The organism is Pseudomonas sp. PA-1-3F (assembly GCF_021609665.1).
Classification (GTDB): Bacteria; Pseudomonadota; Gammaproteobacteria; order Pseudomonadales; family Pseudomonadaceae; genus Aquipseudomonas; species Aquipseudomonas paracarnis.
On record NZ_WJZD01000027.1, the window covers coordinates 38,202 to 62,193 of the forward strand.

Genomic DNA, 23,992 nt, shown 5'->3' on the forward strand with positions numbered 1-23,992 from the left:
TTGTCGGTGCAGCCAATTCTCGGTGTGATCGCCAGCTAAGATACTAGGCCCATCAACCCATCACGAGGCAACACACATGGCCAAGCAGGCGCTCATCCTAATCGATATCCAGAACGACTACTTCCCCCAGGGCAAGTGGCCGCTCGACGGCGTGGAAGCCGCAGCGGACAAGGCGGCGCAGGTGCTCCAGGCGTTTCGGCAGGCAGGCGATGCGGTGATTCATGTACGGCATGAGTTCGCTGGCGACGACGCTCCGTTCTTCACACCGGGCTCCGAAGGCGCGCATTTGCATGCCAAGGTGCTCAACCAGGGCGATGAACCGGTGGTGCTCAAACACTTCGTGAATGCGTTTCGCCAAACCAACCTGCGCGAACTGCTGGAACAGCGCAGCATCACCGAGGTGGTGGTGGTGGGTAGCATGAGCCATATGTGCGTTGACGCCGTGGTGCGGGCGGCAGCGGACTTGGGCTACAAGGTTACGGTGATCCATGACGCCTGCGCGACCCGCGACCAGGAATTCAACGGCCAGGTGATTCCGGCGGCACAGGTGCACGGGGCGTACATGGCCTCCCTGGCATTTGGCTATGCGGGTGTAGTGTCGGCAGAGGAATATCTGAAAGCCCAAGCAGCGGCTGCGTGACCGCCACCTGGGCTGATCGCTTTAGCGTGTGGCAATGATGAACAGCCGCGGAAAGGGCAACAACACCGTGCCATCGGCCAGGGCTGGATAAGCCTGGGTAATTCGCGCCTGGTATTGCTGCAGGAAGGCGGCTTTTTCATCGTCCGTCAACGGCGCAAGAAAAGGCCGCAATGCCGAAGCCTTGAACCACTCCACCACCGCCGCGTGGTCCGCCAAGGGGTGTTGATAGGTGGTGCGCCACACGTCCACGGTACTGCAATGCTTGCTCAGCAGTTCGTAGTAGTAACTGGCGGTGTGCCGTTCATTGTGTTTGACCGCCCCTATCTTTGCCGCCCATGGGCCATCGGCCGCAACTTCACGGGCCAGGCGATGAGCGGGCTCGTCAAGGTTGTCCGGGGTTTGCACCGCTAGCGTACCGCCTGGGTTCAGTTGGTGGACCAAATGCGGGTAGAGCGTGGCGTGGTCGGGCAGCCATTGCAGCGAGGCATTGGCCAGAATCACATCCAAGCGTTGCGCAGGGTGCCAGGCGCCGATGTCCGCCAGCTCGAAGTTCAACCTGGGCAGGCGCTTGCGGGCGTCTACCAACATGTCATCGGAGCTGTCCATGCCAGTGACGTGCGCTTGGGGGAAACGCTCGGCCAGCACTTCCGTGGAGTTTCCCGGCCCGCACCCCAGGTCGACTGCGGTGCCCACGTCGGTGTTGGGAATTGCCGCAACCAGGTCACGGACGGGGCGAGTGCGCTGCTGTTCGAACATCGTGTACTGCTTGGCGGACCAGGTCATCACAGCCTTCCTTCTTTGTTAGAGGTGGTGCCAGCCTAAATCTTGTGAGCCATGAGAACAAATGCTGGGGTTGGTGTGCTGCCTGTACAAAGGCACCCCGCGCGCGACGCCTGCACGTCGACCATAAAAAACCCCCGATGCTTTCGCTATCGGGGGTTTTGTTTGTTCAGGGTCGGTCTTGGACCTTAGAACGGGATATCGTCATCAAAGCTGTCGAAATCCGGAGCCGGTTGCGGAGCAGCCTGTTGTGGTGCTGGGCGCGACTCACGCTGTGGCTGCTGGCTTGGCTGCGGACGCGACTGCTGTGGGCGCGGTGCCGAGTTGGACATGCCGCCCTGGCCCTGTTGGTCGCCCTGTGGACGGCCGCCCAGCAGTTGCATGGTGCCTTGCATGTCGACCACGATTTCGGTGGTGTAACGCTTGATGCCGTCTTTTTCCCACTCGCGGGTTTGCAGTTTGCCTTCGATGTACACCTGCGAACCTTTGCGCAGGTATTCACCGGCGATCTCTGCGACCTTGCCGAACATCGACACGCGGTGCCATTCGGTCTTCTCGACCTTCTGGCCGGTCTGCTTGTCGGTCCACTGTTCGCTGGTCGCCAGGCTCAGGTTGGTCACGGCGTTACCGTTAGGCAAGTAGCGAACTTCGGGATCCTGGCCGCAAGTACCGACCAATATGACTTTGTTAACCCCACGGGCCATAACGTTCTCCTAGGCTGGGCGCGCTGTTGGCACTGGGTTGACCAGTTGCTCGAGCGTCGCGCGATCCAATAATTCGGTGTCCAATTTGATGTAAATGGCCGCCTCTTCAGCGACCACGACTGCATCCGTTACCCCTACGACAGCCTTCAGGCGCTCTACCAGGCCGGCTTCGCGGATCGCTTCGGGCGATAGCGGCAAACGCAGACTGGTGACGTAGGGAGGTTCGCGCATGGTAACAGCAAAGACCAGCCAAAGTGCAGCCAGCCCGGCGCATCCGAGGAACACAACCGACAAACCGCCATGCTGGAACATCCAGCCGCCCATGATGCCGCCCAACGCGGAACCCAGGAACTGGCTGGTGGAATACACCCCCATGGCCGTGCCCTTGCCGCCTGCCGGTGAAACTTTACTGATCAGTGACGGCAACGACGCTTCGAGCAGGTTGAAGGCGGTGAAAAACACCACCGTACCGATCACCAGTGCTCGCAGGCTGTCGCCGAACTGCCAGAAGAATAGTTCAGTGAGCATCAATGTCGCGACGGCGCCGAGTAAAACTCGTTTCATTTTGCGTTTCTTCTCGCCATAGATGATGAACGGGATCATGGCGAAGAACGAAATCAACAGCGCAGTGAGGTAGACCCACCAGTGCTGTTCCTTGGGCAGGCCAGCTTTTTCCACCAGGGCCAGGGGCAAGGCGACGAAGCTGCACATCAGCATGGCGTGTAATACGAAGATACCTAAATCCAGGCGCAGCAGGTCCGGGTGCTTGAGCGTGGGAAGCAACGCTTTGCGTGCGACGCCCGATTCACGATGCTGCAGGGTACCGGTGGAGCGCGGCACCATAAAGGCAACGATCAGGATGCCAAACAACGCCATGCCGCCCGTGGCCAGGAACAGCCCATGCAAGCCGAACGCGCGTGTGAGCAAAGGCCCGACCACCATGGCCACGGCAAACGACAGGCCGATGGTCATGCCGATCATCGCCATGGCCTTGGTGCGGTGTTGTTCGCGGGTCAGGTCCGACAGCAGCGCCATCACGGCGGCGGAAATCGCACCGGCGCCCTGCAGGATGCGGCCGGCGATCACGCCCCAGATCGAATCGGATTGGGCCGCTAGCACACTGCCAAGGGCGAATACGATCAGCCCGAGATAGATCACCGGGCGACGGCCAATGCGGTCGGAAATAATCCCGAACGGGATCTGGAAAATCGCCTGGGTCAGGCCATAGGCACCAATCGCCAGGCCGATCAAGGCGGGGGTCGCACCTGCGAGATCCATCCCATAGGTGGCCAGCACCGGCAACACCATAAACATGCCCAGCATACGGAAGGCGAACACCAGGGCCAGCCCGCTTGCCGCTCGGGTCTCGCCGCTACTCATGCGTTCGCTGTGGGGATCGTGCATGGAAAAACCTCGTGTGAACCGGCGGCGATTCTACCAGTCCCATCGATTGAGAGGGTATATGCGGCGCTTTGCCGCGCAGCTTTCATGTAAGGCTGCAGGCGGCGTTTTGACAGTGTATATTCATCCAGTCTTTAGCCGTATACTCCGGCATCATTTACGCCCGCCGTGCGAGGCCATCTTGGACAAGATCCTGATTCGTGGGGCTAGAACCCACAACCTGAAGAACATCGACCTGACCCTGCCCCGGGACAAACTGATCGTCATCACCGGCTTGTCCGGCTCCGGCAAATCGTCCCTGGCGTTCGACACGCTGTATGCCGAAGGTCAGCGCCGCTATGTGGAATCCCTGTCGGCCTACGCCCGGCAGTTCCTGTCGATGATGGAAAAGCCCGATGTCGACACCATTGAAGGCCTGTCGCCGGCTATTTCCATCGAGCAGAAATCCACGTCCCACAACCCGCGCTCCACCGTGGGTACCATTACCGAGATCTACGACTACCTGCGCCTGCTCTACGCACGCGTGGGTATCCCCCGCTGCCCGGACCACGATATCCCCCTGGAAGCCCAGACCGTCAGCCAGATGGTCGACCTGGTGCTGGCCCAGCCCGAAGGCGCCAAGCTGATGCTGCTGGCGCCTGTCATTCGCGAGCGCAAGGGCGAACACCTGTCGGTCTTCGAAGAGCTGCGTGCCCAGGGTTTTGTACGTGCGCGCATCAACGGCAAGCTCTATGAGCTGGACGAAGCGCCGAAGCTGGACAAGCAGAAAAAGCACTCCATTGATGTGGTGGTCGACCGATTCAAGGTGCGTGCCGACTTGCAGCAGCGTTTGGCGGAATCGTTCGAAACCGCGCTGAAGCTGGCCGATGGCATTGCCCTGGTAGCGCCGATGGATGACGAGCCGGGCGAAGAGATCATCTTCTCCGCGCGCTTTGCGTGCCCGATCTGTGGCCATGCCATCAGTGAGCTGGAACCCAAGCTGTTTTCCTTCAACAACCCGGCCGGCGCCTGCCCGACTTGCGACGGCCTGGGTGTGAAGCAGTTTTTCGATATCAAGCGCCTGGTCAATGGTGACCTGACCCTGGCCGAGGGGGCGATACGCGGATGGGACAGGCGTAACGTCTACTATTTCCAGATGCTCGGATCATTGGCCTCGCACTACAAGTTCAGCCTGGAAGTGCCGTTCAACCAGCTGCCGGCAGACCAGCAGAAGGTCATTCTGCATGGCAGCGGTTCGCAGAATGTCGACTTCAAGTACCTGAACGACCGTGGCGATATCGTCAAGCGCTCGCACCCGTTCGAAGGCATCGTGCCGAACCTGGAGCGTCGCTACCGCGAGACCGAATCGGCAAGCGTGCGTGAAGAACTGGCAAAATTCCTCAGTACTCAGCCTTGCCCTGATTGCCGTGGCACCCGCCTGCGCCGTGAGGCACGTCACGTGTGGGTGGGCGAGAAGACCCTGCCAGCAGTGACCAACCTGCCGATCGGCGATGCGTGTGAATACTTTGGCGTACTCAAGCTCGCCGGGCGACGCGGGGAAATTGCCGACAAGATCCTCAAGGAAATTCGCGAGCGTCTGCAGTTCCTGGTCAACGTTGGCCTGGACTACCTGTCGCTGGACCGCAGCGCCGATACCCTGTCTGGTGGTGAGGCACAACGTATTCGCCTGGCCAGCCAGATTGGCGCGGGCCTTGTGGGCGTGCTGTATATCCTCGATGAGCCGTCGATTGGCTTGCACCAACGGGATAACGACCGCCTGCTGGGCACGCTGAAACACCTGCGCGATATCGGCAATACCGTGATCGTGGTCGAGCATGATGAAGACGCTATCCGCCTGGCGGACTACGTGGTCGATATCGGCCCGGGCGCGGGTGTGCATGGTGGCCATATCGTTGCCGAGGGCACGCCTGCCGAAGTGATGGCACATCCGGACTCGTTGACCGGCAAATACTTGTCTGGCCGTGTGAAGATTGAAGTACCCGCCAAGCGAACGCCGCGTAACAAGAAGATGGCGCTGCATCTCAAGGGCGCGCGCGGGAACAACCTGCGCAATGTCGACCTGGAGATTCCGCTGGGCCTGCTGACCTGCGTGACCGGTGTTTCCGGTTCGGGCAAGTCGACGCTGATCAACAACACCCTGTTCCCACTGAGTGCCACCGCCCTGAATGGCGCGACCACCCTGGAAGCGGCGGCTCACGACAGCATCAAGGGCCTGGAGCATCTGGACAAGGTGGTCGACATCGACCAGAGCCCGATTGGGCGTACGCCTCGCTCCAACCCAGCTACCTACACCGGGCTGTTTACCCCTATCCGTGAGTTGTTCGCTGGCGTGCCAGAGTCGCGCTCACGGGGTTATGGGCCGGGCCGTTTCTCGTTCAACGTCAAGGGTGGCCGTTGTGAAGCGTGCCAGGGCGATGGCCTGATCAAGGTGGAGATGCACTTCCTTCCGGACATCTACGTGCCGTGCGATGTGTGCAAGAGCAAGCGCTACAACCGCGAGACCCTGGAAATCAAGTACAAGGGCAAGAGCATCCACGAGACCCTCGAAATGACGATCGAGGAAGCTCGCGAGTTCTTCGACGCAGTGCCGGCGCTGGCGCGCAAGCTGCAGACGCTGATGGATGTGGGCCTGTCGTACATCAAGCTGGGGCAGTCAGCGACCACGCTGTCGGGTGGCGAGGCGCAGCGGGTCAAGCTGTCTCGCGAGCTGTCCAAGCGTGATACCGGCAAAACCTTGTACATCCTCGATGAGCCGACCACTGGCCTGCACTTCGCGGATATCCAGCAGTTGCTGGACGTACTGCACCGCTTGCGGGACCACGGCAATACCGTGGTGGTGATCGAGCACAACCTTGATGTGATCAAGACTGCCGACTGGCTGGTAGACCTGGGGCCAGAAGGTGGTTCTAAGGGTGGCCAGATCATCGCAGTGGGCACTCCGGAGCAGGTTTCCGAAATGCCTCAATCGCACACCGGTTACTACTTGAAACCGTTGCTGGAACGCGACAGGGCCTGATTTTTTCATCGCCCAATAAAAAGCCCCTGCCACTTTGCGGTGACGGGGGCTTTTTTTTATAGTCGGAAATCAGAACTGCGATTGCAGGTAATTCTCCAGGCCGATCAACTTGATCAGGCCCAACTGCTTTTCCAGCCAGTAGGTGTGATCTTCTTCGGTGTCATTCAACTGCACCCGCAATATTTCCCGGGTGACATAGTCGTTGTGCTGTTCGCAAAGCTCGATGCCCTTGCAGAGTGCGGCACGGACCTTGTACTCAAGGCGAAGATCGGCGGCGAGCATGTCCGGCACTGTGGTACCCACGTCCAGATCATCAGGACGCATACGCGGCGTGCCTTCGAGCATCAGAATGCGGCGCATCAGGGCGTCAGCGTGCTGTGCCTCTTCTTCCATTTCGTGGTTGATACGCTCATAGAGCTCGGTAAAGCCCCAGTCTTCGTACATACGCGAATGGATGAAATATTGGTCACGAGCTGCCAGTTCGCCCGTCAGCAACGTGTTGAGGTAATCGATTACGTCGGGGTGACCTTGCATCGCCCTACATCTCCCTGCTTGAAAGACTGTAGTTTGAACCATGCTGACTTGAAGGTCACGGGACAAACGGCAGAAAAGTGAAGATTTCCGGAGAAAAGTAGCTGAAATAACGCAAAAACCGCCCAAATGAGGGCGGTTCTGCTTATCGTTTAGAGTCAGTTAAGCGATACACCCAATGCCTTTGCAATTGCTTCTCCATAAGCCGGGTCGGCCTTATAGAAGTGCTGCAGTTGACGCTGGACCACATCGCTGGAAACACCAGCCATTGCGCCCGCGATGTTATTGGTGAGCAACGCTTTTTGCTCATCATTCATCAGACGGAACAGCGCACCGGCGTGGCTGTAGTAGTCCGTATCTTCGCGGTGATCGTAACGATCGGCGGCACCGCTCAGGGCCAGTGCTGGCTCTGCATATTGCGGGGCTTGTTTTGGTGCGTCGGCATAGCTGTTTGGCTCGTAGTTCGGAGCCGCCCCACCGTTGCTGCCGAAAGCCATGGAACCGTCACGCTGGTAGCTGTTAACCGGGCTACGTGGCGCGTTCACCGGCAGTTGCTGGTGGTTAGTGCCGACACGGTAGCGGTGAGCATCTGCGTAGGCGAACACCCTACCTTGGAGCATACGGTCTGGGGACAGGCCAACGCCTGGGACCATGTTGCTTGGGCCAAATGCAGCCTGCTCGACTTCTGCGAAGTAGTTTTGCGGATTACGGTTGAGCTCCAGCTCACCCACTTCAATCAACGGGAACTCTTTTTGCGACCAGGTCTTGGTCACATCAAACGGGTTCTCGTAATGGGCATTCGCCTGTGCCTCGGTCATGATCTGGATGCACACGCGCCATTTGGGGAAGTCACCGCGCTCGATTGCACCAAACAGATCGCGCTGGGCGTAGTCAGGATCGGTACCCGCCAAGCGGGCAGCCTCGGCCGGCGCCAGGTTCTTGATGCCTTGCTTGGTCTTGTAGTGCCACTTCACCCAATGACGCTCGCCCTGGGCATCGATCAGACTGTAAGTGTGGCTGCCGAAACCATGCATGTGGCGATAGCCGTCCGGGATGCCACGGTCCGAAAACAGAATGGTGACCTGATGCAGCGCCTCTGGTGAGTGCGACCAGAAGTCCCACATCATCTGCGCGCTTTTCAGGTTGCTCTGCGGCAGGCGTTTCTGGGTGTGGATAAAGTCCGGGAACTTCAGCGGATCACGGATAAAGAACACAGGGGTGTTGTTACCGACGATGTCCCAGTTGCCTTCCTCGGTGTAGAACTTCAAGGCGAAGCCACGTGGATCGCGCTCTGTGTCGGCCGAACCGCGCTCTCCACCTACCGTGGAGAAACGCAGGAACGTAGGGGTCTGCTTGCCAACGGACTCGAACAATTTGGCGCTGGTGTATTGGGTAATGTCTTTTGTCACCGTGAAGGTCCCGAAGGCACCCGAACCTTTGGCGTGCACGCGACGCTCAGGGATATTTTCACGGTTGAAGTGAGCGAGCTTCTCGATCAGGTGAAAATCGTCGAGCAGCAAGGGGCCACGAGGGCCGGCGGAACGTGAGTTCTGATTGTCCGCAACGGGCGCGCCGCTGGCGGTGGTAAGGACTTTATTCTGGCTCATGCGCATCTTCCTCAGGTCGGGCTTGAAACTGCCGGCTAATCGGCTTGGAGGGAGTATTGACCATCCACATGACACCTACAAATTCATTAAATTGTAGGCTTCAATAGAAAATAACTACCAACATGCCCGACGCTCATAGTGAAGCGTGTCGCCTGAAGATTCTTGTACGCAACGCGCTTTTGTTACGCGCACAAAAAACCGGGCACTAGGCCCGGTTTTTCGTTGCAGCTTGTCGTATTACTCGGCGCTTACAGCTTCGCCGGCAGTAGCACGATCAACCAACTCGACGTACGCCATAGGCGCGTTGTCGCCAGCGCGGAAACCGCACTTGAGGATGCGCAGGTAGCCGCCCTCACGGGTAGCGTAACGCTTGCCCAGGTCGTTGAAGAGCTTACCAACGATAGCTTTCGAACGAGTACGGTCGAAAGCCAGACGGCGGTTAGCCAGGCTGTCTGTCTTGGCCAAAGTGATCAGCGGCTCAGCAACGCGACGCAGTTCTTTAGCTTTCGGCAGTGTAGTTTTGATCAGCTCGTGCTCGAACAGCGACACCGCCATGTTTTGGAACATGGCCTTGCGGTGCGAGCTGGTACGGCTCAGGTGACGACCACTTTTACGATGACGCATGGTTCATTCCTTACCAAACTCACGTTCGGTGATTACGACGATCAGGCAGTCGCCTTGTCGTCCTTCTTAAGACTTGCAGGCGGCCAGTTGTCGAGGCGCATGCCGAGGGACAGACCGCGGGAGGCCAGAACGTCCTTGATTTCAGTCAAGGATTTCTTGCCCAGGTTCGGAGTCTTCAACAGTTCTACTTCGGTGCGCTGGATCAGGTCACCGATGTAGTAAATGTTTTCCGCCTTAAGGCAGTTAGCCGAACGTACAGTCAGTTCCAGATCGTCAACCGGGCGAAGCAGGATCGGATCGATCTCGTCTTCCTGCTCGATTACCACTGGTTCGCTGTCACCTTTGAGGTCGACGAACGCAGCCAACTGCTGTTGCAGAATGGTTGCAGCGCGGCGGATAGCCTCTTCAGGATCCAGGGTACCGTTGGTTTCCAGATCAATAACCAGCTTGTCCAGGTTAGTACGCTGCTCGACACGGGCGTTTTCCACCACGTATGCGATACGGCGAACCGGGCTGAACGAAGAGTCAAGCTGCAAGCGACCAATGCTGCGGCTTTCGTCTTCATCGCTCTGACGCGAGTCGGCCGGTTCATAACCACGACCACGAGCTACAGTGAGCTTCATGTTCAGGGCGCCGTTAGACGCCAGGTTAGCGATTACGTGATCGGGGTTAACGATCTCGACATCATGATCCAGCTGAATATCGGCAGCGGTAACCACCCCCGAACCCTTCTTCGACAAGGTCAGCGTAACTTCGTCACGGCCGTGCAGCTTGATAGCCAGACCTTTAAGGTTCAACAGGATTTCAATTACGTCTTCCTGTACACCTTCGATGGCGCTGTACTCGTGGAGCACACCGTCAATCTCGGCCTCGACTACTGCACAGCCGGGCATTGAGGACAACAGGATGCGGCGCAGCGCGTTGCCCAGGGTGTGGCCAAAACCACGCTCGAGAGGCTCGAGAGTAATTTTGGCGCGGGTTGGACTGACAACCTGCACATCAATGTGGCGGGGTGTCAGGAACTCATTTACCGAAATCTGCATGGATGCACCTATTTTCTAGCCCTTACTTGGAGTAGAGCTCGACAATCAGGCTTTCGTTGATGTCGGCGGACAGATCACTGCGAGCAGGAACGTTCTTGAAAACGCCCGACTTCTTCTCAGTGTCTACTTCTACCCATTCTACGCGGCCACGTTGGGCACACAGATCGAGAGCTTGGACAATGCGAAGTTGGTTTTTTGCTTTCTCGCGAACTGCGACCACGTCACCAGCACGAACCTGGTAGGACGGAACGTTTACGGTCTGACCGTTAACGCTGATCGACTTGTGCGATACCAGCTGACGGGATTCGGCACGAGTCGAACCAAAGCCCATACGGTATACAACGTTGTCCAAACGGCATTCGAGCAGTTGCAGCAGGTTTTCACCGGTTGCACCTTTCTTGCCAGCAGCTTCTTTGTAGTAGCCGCTGAACTGACGCTCGAGAACGCCGTAGATACGACGGACCTTCTGCTTTTCACGCAGTTGGGTGCCGTAGTCGGACTGGCGACCGCGGCGTTGGCCGTGGATACCAGGTGCTGCTTCAATGTTGCACTTCGATTCGATCGCGCGCACGCCGCTCTTCAGGAAGAGATCGGTGCCTTCGCGACGAGCGAGTTTGCATTTTGGACCAATGTAACGAGCCATTCTTTACAATCTCCTGGATTACACGCGGCGCTTCTTCGGCGGACGGCACCCGTTGTGCGGGATTGGCGTCACGTCGGTGATGCTGGCGATCTTATAGCCACAGCCGTTCAAAGCACGGACAGCAGACTCACGACCTGGACCTGGACCTTTGACGTTAACGTCGAGGTTTTTCAGGCCATATTCCAGCGCAGCTTGACCAGCACGTTCAGCAGCTACTTGAGCAGCAAACGGGGTGGACTTGCGGGAACCGCGGAAACCCGAACCACCGGAGGTAGCCCAAGAAAGCGCGTTACCTTGACGGTCGGTGATGGTCACGATGGTGTTGTTAAAAGATGCATGGATGTGGGCGATGCCATCAACCACTGTCTTTTTAACTTTTTTACGAGGACGAGCAGCAGGTTTTGCCATGATAATTTTCCTGTCGATTCGCTGGGGCGATTACTTGCGGATCGGCTTACGCGGACCTTTACGGGTACGCGCGTTAGTCTTGGTACGCTGACCGCGTACTGGAAGACCACGACGATGACGCAGACCGCGATAGCAACCGAGGTCCATCAAACGCTTGATTTTCATGTTGATTTCGCGACGCAGGTCACCTTCAGTGGTGAACTTCGCCACTTCGCCACGCAGCTGTTCAATCTGCTCGTCGCTCAGATCCTTGATCTTAGCGGCTGGGTTTACCCCAGCAACTGCGCAAATTTTCTGCGCAGTAGTGCGACCAACACCATAGATGTAGGTCAGCGAGATAACAGTGTGCTTGTTATCTGGAATGTTAACGCCTGCAATACGGGCCATTCAGTGGGACTCCAATTGACAGCTACCTACGCCCCGGAAGCCAAGAAATAGGGCGCGAGATAATATCGCTGTAATAACAAATAATCAACCCGGCAGCGCACTAGCTGCCGGGCTTCAAGCGGATCACACTCAGCCTTGGCGCTGTTTGTGACGCGGTTCCGCGCTGCAAATTACTCGAACAACACCTTCGCGGCGAATAATCTTGCAGTTACGGCACAGCTTTTTCACCGATGCACGAACTTTCATCACCAACTCCTCGAACCTTATGGGGTACTCAGCGCAACATGCCGCTGCCGTAGCCCTTCAGGTTGGCTTTCTTCATCAGGGATTCGTACTGGTGCGAAACGAGGTGCGATTGTACTTGGGACATGAAGTCCATCACAACCACGACCACGATCAGCAACGAGGTCCCGCCAAGGTAGAACGGAACGTTTGCTGCAACCACCAGGAACTGGGGCAACAAGCACACGGCCGTCATATATAGAGCACCGAACAGGGTCAAACGGGTCAGAACGCCATCAATGTAGCGTGCCGACTGCTCACCTGGACGGATGCCCGGAATAAAGGCACCGGACTTCTTCAGGTTTTCCGCTACGTCTTTCGGATTGAACATCAACGCCGTATAGAAGAAGCAGAAGAAAATAATCCCTGCACTAAACAGCAGAATATTCAACGGCTGACCAGGAGCGATCGACTGAGAGAGGTCCTGCAGCCAGCCCATATTTTCAGACTGACCAAACCAGGTACCCAACGAAGCCGGAAACAGCAAGATGCTGCTCGCGAAAATTGCCGGAATAACACCGGCCATATTCACTTTCAGCGGCAAGTGGCTGGTCTGCGCAGCAAAGACCTTACGGCCCTGCTGACGCTTGGCGTAGTGAACAGCAATACGACGCTGGCCACGCTCAATGAACACCACAAAACCGATAATCGCTACTGCCAGCAAACCGATGGCAACCAAGGCGAAGATATTGATATCACCCTGACGCGCAGACTCGAAAGACTGCCCGATTGCTCTCGGAAGACCGGCGACGATACCTGCGAAAATCAACATCGAGATACCGTTGCCAACACCACGCTCAGTAATCTGCTCACCCAGCCACATCATGAACATCGCACCAGCCACAAACGTGGATACCGCGACGAAATGGAAGCCAAAGTCACCAGTGAACGCAACGCCCTGCCCTGCCAGGCCAACGGACATGCCGATAGCTTGAACCAGGGCGAGGACGACAGTGCCGTAGCGGGTGTACTGGCTAATCTTGCGACGGCCAGCTTCACCTTCCTTCTTCAACTGCTCCAGCTGCGGGCTGACGGCTGTCATCAGCTGCATGATGATCGATGCCGAGATATACGGCATGATCCCCAGTGCAAAGATGCTCATCCGCTCCAGCGCGCCGCCGGAAAACATGTTGAACAAGCTAAGAATGGTCCCCTCATTCTGTCGAAACAGGTCTGCGAGTCGGTCCGGGTTGATACCTGGAACCGGGATGTGTGCGCCTATTCGGTAGACGATAATCGCCAGGAACAGAAAACGCAGACGAGCCCAAAGTTCAGACATACCGCCTTTGCCGAGCGCTGAGAGAGCACCTTGCTTAGCCATTTATTCCTCGAACTTGCCGCCAGCTGCTTCGATAGCCGAACGCGCACCTTTGGTGGCGCCGATTCCCTTGCCGATAGTGACAGCGCGAGTCACTTCACCGGACAGCATGATTTTCACACGCTGTACGTTGACGTTGATCACGTTGGCATCTTTCAGGGTCTGCACAGTAACGATGTCGCCTTCCACTTTAGCCAGCTCGGACAGACGCACTTCTGCGCGGTCCATGGCTTTCAGGGATACGAAACCGAACTTAGGCAGGCGACGATGCAGCGGCTGTTGACCGCCTTCAAAGCCTGGAGCGATGGTGCCACCGGAACGGGAGGTTTGACCTTTGTGGCCACGGCCACCAGTCTTACCCAAACCGCTACCGATACCACGGCCCGGACGATGCTTTTCGCGACGGGAACCCGGCGCTGGACTCAGATCATTGAGTTTCATCGATTAACCCTCTACACGCAGCATGTAGTAAGCCTTGTTGATCATCCCGCGATTCTCGGGAGTATCCAGGACTTCTACAGTGTGACCGATGCGACGCAGACCCAAACCTTTAACACACAGTTTGTGGTTAGGGATGCGGCCGGTCATGCTTTTGATCAGCGTTACTTTAACGGTAGCCATGATCAGAAGATCTCCTTGACAGTCAGACCACGCTTGGCAGCGATGGACTCAGGAGATTGCATAGCTTTCAGACCCTTGAAAGTGGCGTGAACCACGTTTACCGGGTTAGTCGAGCCGTAGCACTTGGCCAGAACGTTCTGAACGCCAGCAACTTCGAGGACAGCACGCATAGCGCCGCCAGCGATGATACCGGTACCTTCAGAAGCAGGCTGCATGTACACCTTCGAAGCGCCGTGAGCGGACTTCATTGCGTACTGCAGAGTGGTGCCGTTCAGATCAACCTGGATCATGTTGCGGCGAGCAGCTTCCATTGCCTTCTGGATCGCGGCAGGCACTTCACGTGACTTGCCACGGCCGAAGCCAACACGCCCTTTACCATCACCCACCACGGTCAACGCGGTGAAAGTGAAGATACGGCCGCCTTTAACGGTTTTGGCTACGCGGTTAACTTGAACCAGCTTCTCAATGTAGCCTTCGTCGCGCTTTTGGTCGTTATTTGACATAACTTAGAACTCCAGCCCAGCTTCACGAGCAGCATCAGCCAGCGCTTTCACGCGGCCGTGGTACTTGAAGCCAGAGCGGTCGAAAGCCACTTGCGAGACGCCAGCGGCCTTAGCACGCGTAGCGACCAGCTGGCCAACCTTTGTGGCCGCGTCGATGTTGCCAGTGGCACCATCACGCAGTTCTTTATCCAAAGTCGAAGCGCTTGCCAGGACTTTGTTGCCGTCGGCCGAGATGACCTGGGCGTAGATGTGCTGCGACGAGCGGAACACGCAGAGACGCACGACTTCGAGTTCGTGCATTTTCAGGCGTGCTTTGCGAGCGCGACGCAGTCGAGTAACTTTTTTGTCGGTCATTTGCTATGCCCTACTTCTTCTTGGCTTCTTTACGACGGACGACTTCGTCCGCGTAGCGCACACCTTTGCCTTTGTACGGCTCTGGTGGACGGAAGTCGCGGATCTCAGCGGCCACTTGACCTACCAGCTGCTTGTCGATGCCCTTGATCAGGATATCGGTCTGGCTAGGAGTCTCAGCAGTGATGCCCGCTGGCAGTTCGTAATCCACTGGGTGCGAGAAGCCAAGGGCAAGGTTCAAAACCGTGCCTTTTGCTTGCGCTTTGTAACCAACACCGACCAGCTGGAGCTTGCGCTCGAAGCCTTGGCTTACGCCTTGGACCATGTTGTTTACCAACGCACGCGTGGTACCGGCCATTGCGCGAGTTTGTTGATCGCCATTGCGAGCAGCGAAACGCAGCTCACCAGCTTCTTCAACGATCTCAACGGACGAATGGATGTTCAGTTCAAGAGTACCCTTGGCACCCTTCACCGAAAGCTGTTGGCCTGCGAATTTGACTTCGACACCGGCTGGCAGCTTAACGGGGTTCTTAGCGACGCGAGACATGCTTATCCCCCCTTAGAACACAGTGCAAAGAACTTCGCCGCCGACACCGGCAGCGCGCGCAGCACGATCCGTCATCACACCTTTGTTGGTGGAGACGATAGACACGCCCAGACCGCCACGAACTTTCGGCAGATCTTCAGCGGACTTGTACTGACGCAGGCCTGGACGGCTAACGCGCTTCACTTCCTCGATGACCGAACGGCCTTCGAAGTACTTCAGCTCGATGGACAGCAGTGGTTTGATTTCGCTGCTGATCTGATAACCCGCAATGTAGCCTTCGTCTTTCAGGACTTTGGCAACAGCTACCTTCAACTTGGAAGATGGCATGCTTACGACGGACTTTTCAGCCATCTGGGCATTACGGATACGAGTTAGCATGTCCGCTAACGGGTCCTGCATACTCATGGGCTAGACGCTCCTAATACAAAAAAATTAGCCTTGCGGCTACATATGTCGCCGAGAATCTCCGAGCACAAAAAACACGGGCTCAGGCGAGCCGCGTATTTTAGACACACTCCAGAAATGAAACAAGCCCCAAAAGGGGCTTGATCCAGATTCAAGGTCACCGGCGGTCAGTATCTTGCGATTCCGACCACCTGGACGCTGAAAGTACTTACCAGCTGGCTTTAACCAGACCTGGTACGTCACCACGCATTGCCGCTTCACGCAGTTTGTTACGGCCGAGGCCGAACTTGCGGTAAACGCCGTGTGGACGACCGGTCAGGCGGCAGCGGTTACGCATGCGCGAAGCGCTTGCGTCACGTGGCTGCTTCTGCAGAGCGACTGTAGCTTCCCAACGCGCTTCTGGACTTGCGTTCAGATCAACGATGATTGCTTTCAGTGCTGCACGCTTCTTGGCGTACTTGGCAACCGTGAGCTGACGCTTCAGCTCGCGGTTTTTCATGCTCATCTTGGCCATGGTCCTACTCCAATCAGTTGCGGAACGGGAATTTGAACGCACGCAGCAGAGCGCGGCCTTCATCATCGTTCTTGGCAGTGGTGGTCAGGGTGATGTCCAGACCGCGGAGAGCATCGATCTTGTCGTAGTCGATTTCCGGGAAGATGATCTGCTCTTTAACGCCCATGCTGTAGTTACCACGACCATCGAAGGACTTGGCATTCAGGCCGCGGAAGTCGCGGACCCGAGGCAGGGAGATCGACAGCAGACGATCCAGGAATTCGTACATACGCTCACGGCGCAGAGTCACTTTGACGCCGATCGGCCAACCTTCACGGACTTTAAAGCCAGCGATGGATTTCCGAGCGTAAGTCACAACGACTTTTTGACCGGTGATCTTTTCCAGGTCAGCAACAGCGTGCTCGATGACTTTTTTGTCGCCGATCGCTTCGCCCAGACCCATGTTCAGGGTGATTTTGGTGACGCGCGGAACTTCCATCACGTTCCCGAGCTTAAGTTCTTCCTTAAGCTTAGGGGCGATTTCCTTCCGGTAAATCTCTTGTAGTCGTGCCATGGTCTAATCTACCTAGCAGTGTTCAAGCATCAACCGCTTTTTGGGTCGACTTGAAGACACGAATTTTCTTACCGTCTTCTACTTTGAAACCAACGCGGTCAGCCTTGTTGGTTTCGCCGTTGAAGATGGCGACGTTAGAAGCGTCCAGCGGAGCTTCTTTCTCGACGATACCGCCCTGCACGCCCGACATCGGGTTAGGCTTGGTATGACGCTTGACCAGGTTCAGACCACCGATAACCAGACGGTTATTGGCGAGAACCTTAAGCACCTTACCGCGCTTACCTTTGTCTTTGCCGGCGATCACGATGATCTCGTCGTCACGACGAATCTTTTGCATGTCGGATCTCCTTACAGCACTTCTGGGGCGAGCGAGACGATCTTCATGAACTTCTCAGTACGAAGTTCACGGGTCACTGGCCCAAAGATACGGGTGCCGATCGGCTCTTGCTTGTTGTTCAGAAGAACAGCAGCGTTGCCATCAAAGCGGATAATGGAGCCATCAGCACGACGTACGCCGTGACGAGTGCGGACTACAACAGCAGTCATCACTTGGCCTTTTTTCACCTTACCGCGAGGAATTGCTTCCTTCACGGTAACTTTGATGATGTCACCGATACCAGCGTAACGACGATGGGAGCCACCCAGCACCTTGATGCACATAACACGGCGAGCGCCGCTGTTATCGGCCACATCGAGCATGGATTGAGTCTGAATCATATAATTTCTCCGACCCCTAGTCCTTAGACTTCCACAGCGCGTTCGAGAACATCAACCAGTGCCCAAGACTTGGTCTTGGCCATCGGACGAGTTTCACGAATAGTGACTTTGTCGCCGATGTGGCACTGATTGGTTTCGTCGTGCGCGTGCAGCTTAGTCGAACGCTTAACATATTTACCGTAGATCGGGTGCTTAACGCGACGCTCGATCAAAACGGTGATGGTTTTGTCCATCTTGTCGCTGACAACACGGCCAGTCAGCGTACGGACAGTCTTTTCGGCTTCAGCCATGATCACTTACCTGCCTGCTGGTTGAGCACAGTCTTCACGCGAGCGATGTCACGCTTAACTTGCGAGAGCAGATGAGACTGCCCCAACTGGCCAGTTGCTTTCTGCATACGCAGATTGAACTGGTCGCGCAGCAGGCCGAGCAGTTGCTCGTTCAGCTGCTGTGCGGATTTTTCACGAAGTTCATTCGCTTTCATCACATCACCGTCCGTTTAACAAAGGAGGTGGCGAGCGGCAGCTTTGCAGCAGCCAGGGCGAAAGCCTCACGCGCCAGCTCTTCAGAAACACCCTCGATTTCATACAGGACTTTGCCTGGCTGAATCTGGGCTACCCAGTACTCCACGTTACCCTTACCTTTACCCATCCGAACCTCGAGAGGTTTTTTGGAGATCGGCTTGTCCGGGAATACACGGATCCAGATCTTGCCGCCACGTTTTACGTGACGGGTCAGAGCACGACGCGCTGACTCGATCTGACGAGCGGTGAGACGACCACGAGCTACAGACTTCAGCGCGAACTCGCCGAAGCTGACTTTGCTACCGCGCTGAGCCAGACCACGGTTGTGGCCTGTCATCTGCTTGCGGAACTTCGTACGCTTAGGTTGCAACATTTGGCGTACCCCTTACTTAGCAGCTTTTTTACGAGGCGCTGGTGCTTGTGGTTTCAGTTCTTCTTGGCGACCACCAATTACTTCGCCTTTGAAGATCCAAACCTTTACACCGATCACACCGTAAGTGGTGTGAGCTTCGTAGTTGGCATAGTCGATGTCGGCACGCAGGGTGTGCAGTGGCACACGACCTTCGCGATACCATTCAGTACGTGCGATTTCAGCACCGCCGAGACGACCGCTCACTTGGATTTTGATGCCTTTGGCACCAATGCGCATGGCGTTCTGTACGGCGCGCTTCATAGCGCGACGGAACATTACGCGACGCTCCAGCTGCTGAGCTACGCTCTGCGCAACCAGCATACCGTCGAGCTCCGGCTTGCGGATCTCTTCGATATTGATGTGCACAGGCACACCCATTTGCTTGGTCAGGTCCTGACGCAGTTTCTCAACATCTTCACCTTTCTTCCCGATAACGATACCTGGACGAGCGGTGTGGATGGTGATACGTGCAGTTTGGGCCGGACGATGGATATCGATACGGCTTACGGACGCGCTTTTTAGTTTGTCTTGGAGATACTCACGCACCTTCAGATCAGCGAACAAATAGTCCGCATAAGTCCGACCGTCTGCGTACCAGACGGAGGTGTGCTCCTTGACGATTCCCAGGCGAATGCCAATGGGATGTACTTTCTGACCCATCTCTTCGACTCCGTTACTTGTCAGCAACCTTGACAGTGATATGGCAAGACCGCTTGACGATGCGATCAGCACGGCCTTTGGCACGTGGCATGATGCGCTTCAGCGAACGCCCTTCGTTGACGAAAACGGTGCTGACCTTCAGGTCATCAACGTCTGCGCCTTCGTTATGCTCGGCGTTGGCTACGGCCGACTCCAGCACTTTCTTCATGATCTCGGCGGCTTTCTTACTGCTGAAAGCCAACAGGTTGAGCGCTTCGCCCACCTTCTTCCCGCGGATCTGGTCGGCGACCAAGCGGGCTTTCTGGGCGGAGATTCGAGCGCCCGACAACTTAGCGGCTACTTCCATTTCCTAACCCCTTAACGCTTGGCTTTCTTGTCTGCCACGTGCCCACGATAAGTGCGGGTACCGGCAAACTCGCCCAGTTTGTGGCCGACCATGTCTTCGTTAACGAGAACTGGGACGTGTTGACGACCGTTGTGTACTGCGATGGTCAGACCGACCATTTGTGGCAGGATCATCGAACGACGCGACCAGGTCTTAACTGGTTTGCGATCGTTCTTTTCCGCCGCCACTTCGATCTTCTTCAGTAGGTGAAGATCAATAAAAGGACCTTTTTTCAGAGAACGTGGCACTGTCGTATCCCTCTATTTACTTGCGACGACGGACGATCATTTTGTCGGTACGCTTATTACCACGAGTCTTCGCGCCCTTAGTCGGGAAGCCCCATGGCGATACCGGATGACGACCACCAGAGGTACGACCTTCACCACCACCGTGTGGGTGGTCAACCGGGTTCATGGCAACACCACGAACGGTTGGGCGAACGCCACGCCAGCGTTTGGCACCAGCTTTACCCAACGAACGCAGGCTGTGCTCGGAGTTCGAGACTTCGCCCAGGGTCGCACGGCATTCAGCCAGTACTTTACGCATCTCACCAGAACGCAGACGCAGGGTCACGTAGACACCTTCACGAGCGATCAACTGAGCCGAAGCACCAGCGGAACGAGCGATCTGTGCGCCTTTACCTGGCTTCAATTCGATGCCGTGTACGGTGCTACCAACTGGAATGTTACGCAGTTGCAGAGCGTTGCCCGGCTTGATCGGTGCCAGAGCACCTGCGATCAGCTGGTCGCCAGCACTCACGCCTTTAGGGGCGATGATGTAGCGACGCTCGCCATCTGCGTACAGCAGCAGAGCGATGTGAGCAGTACGGTTTGGATCGTATTCGATACGCTCGACAGTGGCAGCGATGCCATCTTTGTCGTTGCGACGGAAGTCGACCAGACGATAATGCTGCTTATGGCCACCACCGATGTGACGAGTGGTAATACGACCATTGTTGTTACGACCACCAGACTTCGATTTTTTCTCGAGCAGCGGTGCGTGAGGAGCGCCTTTATGCAGCTCCTGGTTGACCACCTTGACCACAAAACGGCGGCCAGGGGAAGTCGGTTTGCATTTAACGATTGCCATGATGCACCCCTTCCTTACTCAGCACTGCTGCTGAAATCGAGATCTTGGCCTGGCTGAAGGGAGATAACCGCCTTCTTCCAGTCATTACGCTTGCCCAGACCGCGAGCAGTGCGCTTGCTCTTACCCAGAACATTCAGGGTAGTAACACGCTCTACTTTCACGCTGAACAGGCTTTCGACGGCCTTCTTGATTTCCAGCTTGGTTGCGTCAGTTGCAACCTTGAAAACGAACTGGCCTTTCTTGTCAGCCAGAACCGTAGCCTTTTCGGAAACGTGCGGGCCAAGCAGAACTTTAAATACGCGTTCCTGGTTCATCCCAGCAGCTCCTCGAATTTCTTCACGGCCGACACGGTGATCAACACCTTGTCGTATGCGATCAGACTAACTGGATCGGAACCTTGCACGTCACGTACATCAACGTGTGGCAGGTTGCGAGCAGCCAGGTACAGGTTCTGATCAACAGCTTCGGACACGATCAAAACGTCGGTCAGGCTCATGTTGTTCAGTTTGCCCAACAGATCTTTGGTTTTTGGACTTTCAACAGCGAAGTCCTGAACCACGACCAGACGATCAGTACGCACGAGTTCAGCAAGGATGGAGCGCAGTGCTGCGCGGTACATCTTCTTGTTGAGCTTCTGAGAGTGATCCTGTGGACGAGCTGCGAAAGTGGTACCGCCGCCACGCCAGATTGGGCTACGGATAGTACCGGCACGAGCACGGCCAGTGCCTTTCTGACGCCAAGGGCGCTTACCGCCACCACGTACGTCGGAACGGGTCTTTTGCTGCTTGCTACCTTGACGGCCGCCGGCCATGTAGGCCACGACTGCTTGGTGAACGAGCGTCTCGTTGAATTCGCCGCCAAATGTCAGTTCGGAAACTTCGATCGCTTGAGCGTCATTTACATTTAATTGCATGTCAGCTTCCCCTTAACCGCGAGCCTTGGCCGCTGGACGTACAACCAGGTTGCCGCCAGTAGCGCCAGGAACAGCACCCTTGACCAACAACAGATTGCGTTCAGCGTCGACGCGCACTACTTCGAGGGACTGCACGGTCACGCGCTCAGCGCCCATATGACCGGACATTTTTTTGCCCTTGAATACACGACCAGGAGTCTGGCACTGGCCAATAGAGCCCGGGACGCGGTGGGAAACGGAGTTACCGTGAGTGTTGTCTTGACCACGGAAATTCCAACGCTTGATCGTACCCTGGAAGCCTTTACCCTTGGACTGACCGGTTACATCAACCAGTTGACCAGCGGCGAAGATTTCAGCGTTGATCAGATCGCCAGCCTGGTAGTCGCCGTCTTCAAGACGGAACTCCATGACAGTACGACCAGCTGCAACGTTTGCTTTAGCGAAGTGACCTGCTTGAGCAGCAGTCACGCGCGAAGCACGACGCTCGCCGACAGTGACTTGCACTGCACGATAGCCATCGGTTTCTTCAGTTTTGAACTGGGTGACGCGATTCGGTTCGATCTCAATGACCGTGACCGGAATGGAGACACCTTCTTCGGTGAAAATACGGGTCATACCGCATTTACGACCGACTACACCAATAGTCATGTTGTAAACCTCATGAGTGTACGGGGCTTTCACCCGCTATGGCCGCCCATTTCAGAGCGTTACACGACTAAGACCCAAGTCTTAGCCGAGGCTGATCTGTACTTCCACACCGGCCGCCAGATCGAGCTTCATAAGTGCATCAACGGTTTTATCCGTTGGCTGGACGATGTCCAGTACGCGCTTATGAGTACGGATCTCGTACTGGTCACGCGCGTCTTTGTTGACGTGCGGGGAGACCAGAACGGTGAACCGCTCTTTACGGGTAGGCAGTGGAATTGGACCACGCACTTGAGCACCAGTACGTTTCGCGGTTTCCACGATTTCCTGGGTGGATTGGTCGATCAGGCGATGGTCAAAAGCCTTCAACCTGATACGGATTTGCTGATTTTGCATTGGATTTCAGACTCCGGCTGCTATTCCCACCGGGCGCAATACGCCCGTTAAAAGGAGGCGCAATTCTATAGACGCCCTAGATAGGTGTCAACCCAATAAAAAAGGCCCCCGCTAAGCGGGGGCCTTTTCAAAACATCAGAGCTCACTCAAAAGAGAGATTACTCGATGATTTTAGCTACAACGCCAGCACCAACGGTACGGCCGCCTTCACGGATAGCGAAGCGCAGACCGTCTTCCATTGCGATGGTTTTGATCAGGGTAACAGTCATTTGAATGTTATCGCCTGGCATTACCATTTCAACGCCTTCTGGCAATTCGCAGTTACCGGTCACGTCAGTAGTACGGAAGTAGAACTGTGGACGGTAGCCTTTGAAGAACGGAGTATGACGGCCGCCTTCTTCTTTGCTCAGAACGTAAACTTCTGCGGTGAACTTGGTGTGCGGCTTGACCGAACCCGGCTTAACCAGAACCTGGCCACGCTCAACGTCGTCACGCTTGGTACCACGCAGCAGAACGCCGCAGTTCTCGCCAGCACGACCTTCGTCGAGCAGTTTGCGGAACATTTCAACACCGGTGCAGGTGGTGACAGTAGTGTCACGCAGACCAACGATTTCCAGTGGATCCTGAACGCGAACGATACCGCGCTCGATACGACCAGTCACAACAGTACCGCGACCGGAGATCGAGAATACGTCTTCGATTGGCATCAGGAACGGCTTGTCGGTCAGACGAACTGGTTCTGGGATGTAGCTGTCCAGAGTTTCAACCAGTTTACGAACGGCAGTGGTGCCCATTTCGTTTTCGTCGTTGCCTTCCAGAGCCATACGAGCAGAACCGATGATGATCGGAGTGTCGTCGCCCGGGAAGTCGTAAGTGCTCAGCAGATCGCGCACTTCCATCTCAACCAGTTCCAGCAGCTCAGCGTCGTCTACCAGGTCAGCCTTGTTCAGGAAAACCACGATGTACGGAACGCCAACCTGGCGGGACAGCAGGATGTGCTCACGGGTTTGTGGCATCGGACCATCAGCGGCCGAGCAAACCAGGATAGCGCCGTCCATCTGGGCAGCACCAGTGATCATGTTCTTCACGTAGTCAGCGTGACCTGGGCAGTCAACGTGAGCGTAGTGACGAATAGTCGAGTTGTACTCAACGTGCGCGGTGTTGATGGTGATACCACGAGCTTTTTCTTCTGGTGCGCTGTCGATCTTGTCGAAGTCAACACGAGCCGAACCGAAAACTTCGGAGCAGACGCGAGTCAGAGCAGCGGTCAGAGTGGTTTTACCGTGGTCAACGTGGCCGATGGTGCCAACGTTTACGTGCGGTAGGGAACGATCAAATTTTTCTTTAGCCACGACAATTAACTCCTTGCCTAA

Annotated in this window: 36 protein-coding genes; 2 read left to right on the forward strand and 34 right to left on the reverse strand. The window is 56.2% G+C overall.

Translation table 11 applies throughout. From position 1 onward, the window contains the following. The first annotated feature begins 76 nt into the window (after nucleotides 1-76). A complete protein-coding gene (locus GIV26_RS19345; RefSeq protein ID WP_236281909.1) occupies nucleotides 77-640 on the forward strand; it encodes a cysteine hydrolase family protein in 564 nt (187 codons plus the stop codon). A gap of 21 nt (nucleotides 641-661) precedes the next feature. Here the strand turns inward: GIV26_RS19345 and tam are convergent, their stop codons facing one another. The 3 genes from tam to GIV26_RS19360 all read right to left on the reverse strand — a co-directional run bounded on the left by tam (nucleotide 662) and on the right by GIV26_RS19360 (nucleotide 3,528). Continuing rightward, nucleotides 662-1,423 (reverse strand): trans-aconitate 2-methyltransferase, encoded by a 762-nt coding sequence (gene tam, locus GIV26_RS19350; RefSeq protein WP_072448204.1) that lies wholly within the window; start codon nucleotides 1,421-1,423, stop codon nucleotides 662-664. A gap of 185 nt (nucleotides 1,424-1,608) precedes the next feature. Beyond that, on the reverse strand, nucleotides 1,609-2,124 hold the full coding sequence (locus GIV26_RS19355; RefSeq protein WP_003232445.1) for a single-stranded DNA-binding protein: 516 nt from the start codon (nucleotides 2,122-2,124) through the stop codon (nucleotides 1,609-1,611). Between the two features lie 9 nt (nucleotides 2,125-2,133). Continuing rightward, nucleotides 2,134-3,528, reverse strand: coding sequence for an MFS transporter (locus tag GIV26_RS19360; RefSeq protein ID WP_014720149.1), 1,395 nt, complete (start codon nucleotides 3,526-3,528; stop codon nucleotides 2,134-2,136). 178 nt (nucleotides 3,529-3,706) lie between these two features. Here GIV26_RS19360 and uvrA point away from each other — a divergent pair, with 178 nt between their 5' ends. Further along, nucleotides 3,707-6,541, forward strand: a complete 2,835-nt coding sequence (gene uvrA / locus GIV26_RS19365) for an excinuclease ABC subunit UvrA (protein ID WP_236281911.1) — start codon at nucleotides 3,707-3,709, stop codon at nucleotides 6,539-6,541. Between the two features lie 69 nt (nucleotides 6,542-6,610). Here the strand turns inward: uvrA and bfr are convergent, their stop codons facing one another. The 31 genes from bfr to tuf form a co-directional block, all read right to left on the reverse strand. Continuing rightward, the gene (bfr, locus tag GIV26_RS19370) at nucleotides 6,611-7,075 is read right to left on the reverse strand and encodes a bacterioferritin (protein ID WP_003176400.1); all 465 of its coding nucleotides are present in this window, start codon (nucleotides 7,073-7,075) and stop codon (nucleotides 6,611-6,613) included. Nucleotides 7,076-7,230: 155 nt separating this feature from the next. After that, nucleotides 7,231-8,679, reverse strand: coding sequence for a catalase (locus GIV26_RS19375; protein ID WP_236281913.1), 1,449 nt, complete (start codon nucleotides 8,677-8,679; stop codon nucleotides 7,231-7,233). A 237-nt stretch (nucleotides 8,680-8,916) separates the two neighbouring features. Continuing rightward, the gene (gene rplQ, locus GIV26_RS19380) at nucleotides 8,917-9,303 is read right to left on the reverse strand and encodes a 50S ribosomal protein L17 (RefSeq protein WP_003176402.1); all 387 of its coding nucleotides are present in this window, start codon (nucleotides 9,301-9,303) and stop codon (nucleotides 8,917-8,919) included. A 41-nt stretch (nucleotides 9,304-9,344) separates the two neighbouring features. Beyond that, nucleotides 9,345-10,346, reverse strand: coding sequence for a DNA-directed RNA polymerase subunit alpha (locus GIV26_RS19385; RefSeq protein WP_003176403.1), 1,002 nt, complete (start codon nucleotides 10,344-10,346; stop codon nucleotides 9,345-9,347). A gap of 22 nt (nucleotides 10,347-10,368) precedes the next feature. Continuing rightward, a complete protein-coding gene (rpsD, locus tag GIV26_RS19390; protein WP_003176404.1) occupies nucleotides 10,369-10,989 on the reverse strand; it encodes a 30S ribosomal protein S4 in 621 nt (206 codons plus the stop codon). An 18-nt stretch (nucleotides 10,990-11,007) separates the two neighbouring features. Beyond that, the gene (rpsK, locus tag GIV26_RS19395; RefSeq protein WP_002555466.1) at nucleotides 11,008-11,397 is read right to left on the reverse strand and encodes a 30S ribosomal protein S11; all 390 of its coding nucleotides are present in this window, start codon (nucleotides 11,395-11,397) and stop codon (nucleotides 11,008-11,010) included. Between the two features lie 30 nt (nucleotides 11,398-11,427). Then, nucleotides 11,428-11,784, reverse strand: a complete 357-nt coding sequence (gene rpsM / locus GIV26_RS19400; protein WP_003194635.1) for a 30S ribosomal protein S13 — start codon at nucleotides 11,782-11,784, stop codon at nucleotides 11,428-11,430. A 129-nt stretch (nucleotides 11,785-11,913) separates the two neighbouring features. Then, entirely contained in the window at nucleotides 11,914-12,030 is a 117-nt protein-coding gene (gene rpmJ / locus GIV26_RS19405) for a 50S ribosomal protein L36 (RefSeq protein ID WP_002555468.1), read from the reverse strand. Between the two features lie 28 nt (nucleotides 12,031-12,058). Further along, nucleotides 12,059-13,387, reverse strand: coding sequence for a preprotein translocase subunit SecY (gene secY, locus GIV26_RS19410; protein WP_003194637.1), 1,329 nt, complete (start codon nucleotides 13,385-13,387; stop codon nucleotides 12,059-12,061). After that, nucleotides 13,388-13,825, reverse strand: a complete 438-nt coding sequence (gene rplO / locus GIV26_RS19415; RefSeq protein WP_003176407.1) for a 50S ribosomal protein L15 — start codon at nucleotides 13,823-13,825, stop codon at nucleotides 13,388-13,390. A gap of 3 nt (nucleotides 13,826-13,828) precedes the next feature. Then, a complete protein-coding gene (rpmD, locus tag GIV26_RS19420) occupies nucleotides 13,829-14,005 on the reverse strand; it encodes a 50S ribosomal protein L30 (RefSeq protein ID WP_003186033.1) in 177 nt (58 codons plus the stop codon). Nucleotides 14,006-14,007: 2 nt separating this feature from the next. Further along, a complete protein-coding gene (rpsE, locus tag GIV26_RS19425; protein ID WP_003176409.1) occupies nucleotides 14,008-14,508 on the reverse strand; it encodes a 30S ribosomal protein S5 in 501 nt (166 codons plus the stop codon). A gap of 3 nt (nucleotides 14,509-14,511) precedes the next feature. Beyond that, nucleotides 14,512-14,862, reverse strand: a complete 351-nt coding sequence (gene rplR / locus GIV26_RS19430) for a 50S ribosomal protein L18 (protein WP_003186037.1) — start codon at nucleotides 14,860-14,862, stop codon at nucleotides 14,512-14,514. A 10-nt stretch (nucleotides 14,863-14,872) separates the two neighbouring features. Continuing rightward, nucleotides 14,873-15,406 (reverse strand): 50S ribosomal protein L6, encoded by a 534-nt coding sequence (gene rplF / locus GIV26_RS19435; protein ID WP_003194640.1) that lies wholly within the window; start codon nucleotides 15,404-15,406, stop codon nucleotides 14,873-14,875. 12 nt (nucleotides 15,407-15,418) lie between these two features. Next, entirely contained in the window at nucleotides 15,419-15,811 is a 393-nt protein-coding gene (rpsH, locus tag GIV26_RS19440) for a 30S ribosomal protein S8 (RefSeq protein WP_003176413.1), read from the reverse strand. Nucleotides 15,812-16,019: 208 nt separating this feature from the next. Continuing rightward, the gene (gene rpsN, locus GIV26_RS19445; RefSeq protein WP_003176414.1) at nucleotides 16,020-16,325 is read right to left on the reverse strand and encodes a 30S ribosomal protein S14; all 306 of its coding nucleotides are present in this window, start codon (nucleotides 16,323-16,325) and stop codon (nucleotides 16,020-16,022) included. A 13-nt stretch (nucleotides 16,326-16,338) separates the two neighbouring features. Continuing rightward, nucleotides 16,339-16,878, reverse strand: coding sequence for a 50S ribosomal protein L5 (gene rplE / locus GIV26_RS19450; protein ID WP_003194642.1), 540 nt, complete (start codon nucleotides 16,876-16,878; stop codon nucleotides 16,339-16,341). Nucleotides 16,879-16,900: 22 nt separating this feature from the next. Next, nucleotides 16,901-17,215: a 50S ribosomal protein L24 gene (gene rplX / locus GIV26_RS19455; protein WP_003176416.1), complete on the reverse strand. Its 315-nt coding sequence runs from the start codon at nucleotides 17,213-17,215 to the stop codon at nucleotides 16,901-16,903. A gap of 11 nt (nucleotides 17,216-17,226) precedes the next feature. Next, complete coding sequence (gene rplN, locus GIV26_RS19460) at nucleotides 17,227-17,595, reverse strand: 50S ribosomal protein L14 (protein ID WP_002555479.1); 369 nt, start codon at nucleotides 17,593-17,595, stop codon at nucleotides 17,227-17,229. Nucleotides 17,596-17,618: 23 nt separating this feature from the next. Beyond that, on the reverse strand, nucleotides 17,619-17,885 hold the full coding sequence (rpsQ, locus tag GIV26_RS19465) for a 30S ribosomal protein S17 (RefSeq protein WP_003194644.1): 267 nt from the start codon (nucleotides 17,883-17,885) through the stop codon (nucleotides 17,619-17,621). 2 nt (nucleotides 17,886-17,887) lie between these two features. Continuing rightward, nucleotides 17,888-18,079, reverse strand: coding sequence for a 50S ribosomal protein L29 (gene rpmC, locus GIV26_RS19470; protein WP_002555481.1), 192 nt, complete (start codon nucleotides 18,077-18,079; stop codon nucleotides 17,888-17,890). Then, on the reverse strand, nucleotides 18,079-18,492 hold the full coding sequence (gene rplP, locus GIV26_RS19475; RefSeq protein ID WP_003176421.1) for a 50S ribosomal protein L16: 414 nt from the start codon (nucleotides 18,490-18,492) through the stop codon (nucleotides 18,079-18,081). The genes rpmC and rplP overlap by 1 nt, the downstream gene beginning before the upstream one ends. Nucleotides 18,493-18,504: 12 nt before the next feature. Next, the gene (rpsC, locus tag GIV26_RS19480; RefSeq protein ID WP_003176422.1) at nucleotides 18,505-19,191 is read right to left on the reverse strand and encodes a 30S ribosomal protein S3; all 687 of its coding nucleotides are present in this window, start codon (nucleotides 19,189-19,191) and stop codon (nucleotides 18,505-18,507) included. 13 nt (nucleotides 19,192-19,204) lie between these two features. Continuing rightward, complete coding sequence (gene rplV / locus GIV26_RS19485) at nucleotides 19,205-19,537, reverse strand: 50S ribosomal protein L22 (protein ID WP_003103908.1); 333 nt, start codon at nucleotides 19,535-19,537, stop codon at nucleotides 19,205-19,207. An 11-nt stretch (nucleotides 19,538-19,548) separates the two neighbouring features. Next, nucleotides 19,549-19,824 (reverse strand): 30S ribosomal protein S19, encoded by a 276-nt coding sequence (rpsS, locus tag GIV26_RS19490; RefSeq protein ID WP_002555486.1) that lies wholly within the window; start codon nucleotides 19,822-19,824, stop codon nucleotides 19,549-19,551. A gap of 16 nt (nucleotides 19,825-19,840) precedes the next feature. Then, nucleotides 19,841-20,665 carry a 50S ribosomal protein L2 gene (rplB, locus tag GIV26_RS19495; protein WP_003186055.1) on the reverse strand — a complete coding sequence of 275 codons (825 nt, stop codon included), beginning with the start codon at nucleotides 20,663-20,665 and terminating at the stop codon, nucleotides 19,841-19,843. A gap of 14 nt (nucleotides 20,666-20,679) precedes the next feature. Continuing rightward, entirely contained in the window at nucleotides 20,680-20,979 is a 300-nt protein-coding gene (rplW, locus tag GIV26_RS19500) for a 50S ribosomal protein L23 (RefSeq protein ID WP_002555488.1), read from the reverse strand. Then, nucleotides 20,976-21,578, reverse strand: coding sequence for a 50S ribosomal protein L4 (rplD, locus tag GIV26_RS19505; protein ID WP_003176424.1), 603 nt, complete (start codon nucleotides 21,576-21,578; stop codon nucleotides 20,976-20,978). Before rplD ends, rplW begins: the two co-directional genes overlap by 4 nt. A gap of 12 nt (nucleotides 21,579-21,590) precedes the next feature. Then, the gene (gene rplC, locus GIV26_RS19510) at nucleotides 21,591-22,226 is read right to left on the reverse strand and encodes a 50S ribosomal protein L3 (protein WP_003194649.1); all 636 of its coding nucleotides are present in this window, start codon (nucleotides 22,224-22,226) and stop codon (nucleotides 21,591-21,593) included. Between the two features lie 81 nt (nucleotides 22,227-22,307). After that, nucleotides 22,308-22,619: a 30S ribosomal protein S10 gene (gene rpsJ / locus GIV26_RS19515; protein WP_003186070.1), complete on the reverse strand. Its 312-nt coding sequence runs from the start codon at nucleotides 22,617-22,619 to the stop codon at nucleotides 22,308-22,310. Nucleotides 22,620-22,777: 158 nt separating this feature from the next. Continuing rightward, the gene (gene tuf / locus GIV26_RS19520; RefSeq protein WP_005791980.1) at nucleotides 22,778-23,971 is read right to left on the reverse strand and encodes an elongation factor Tu; all 1,194 of its coding nucleotides are present in this window, start codon (nucleotides 23,969-23,971) and stop codon (nucleotides 22,778-22,780) included. Nucleotides 23,972-23,992: the final 21 nt, after the last annotated feature.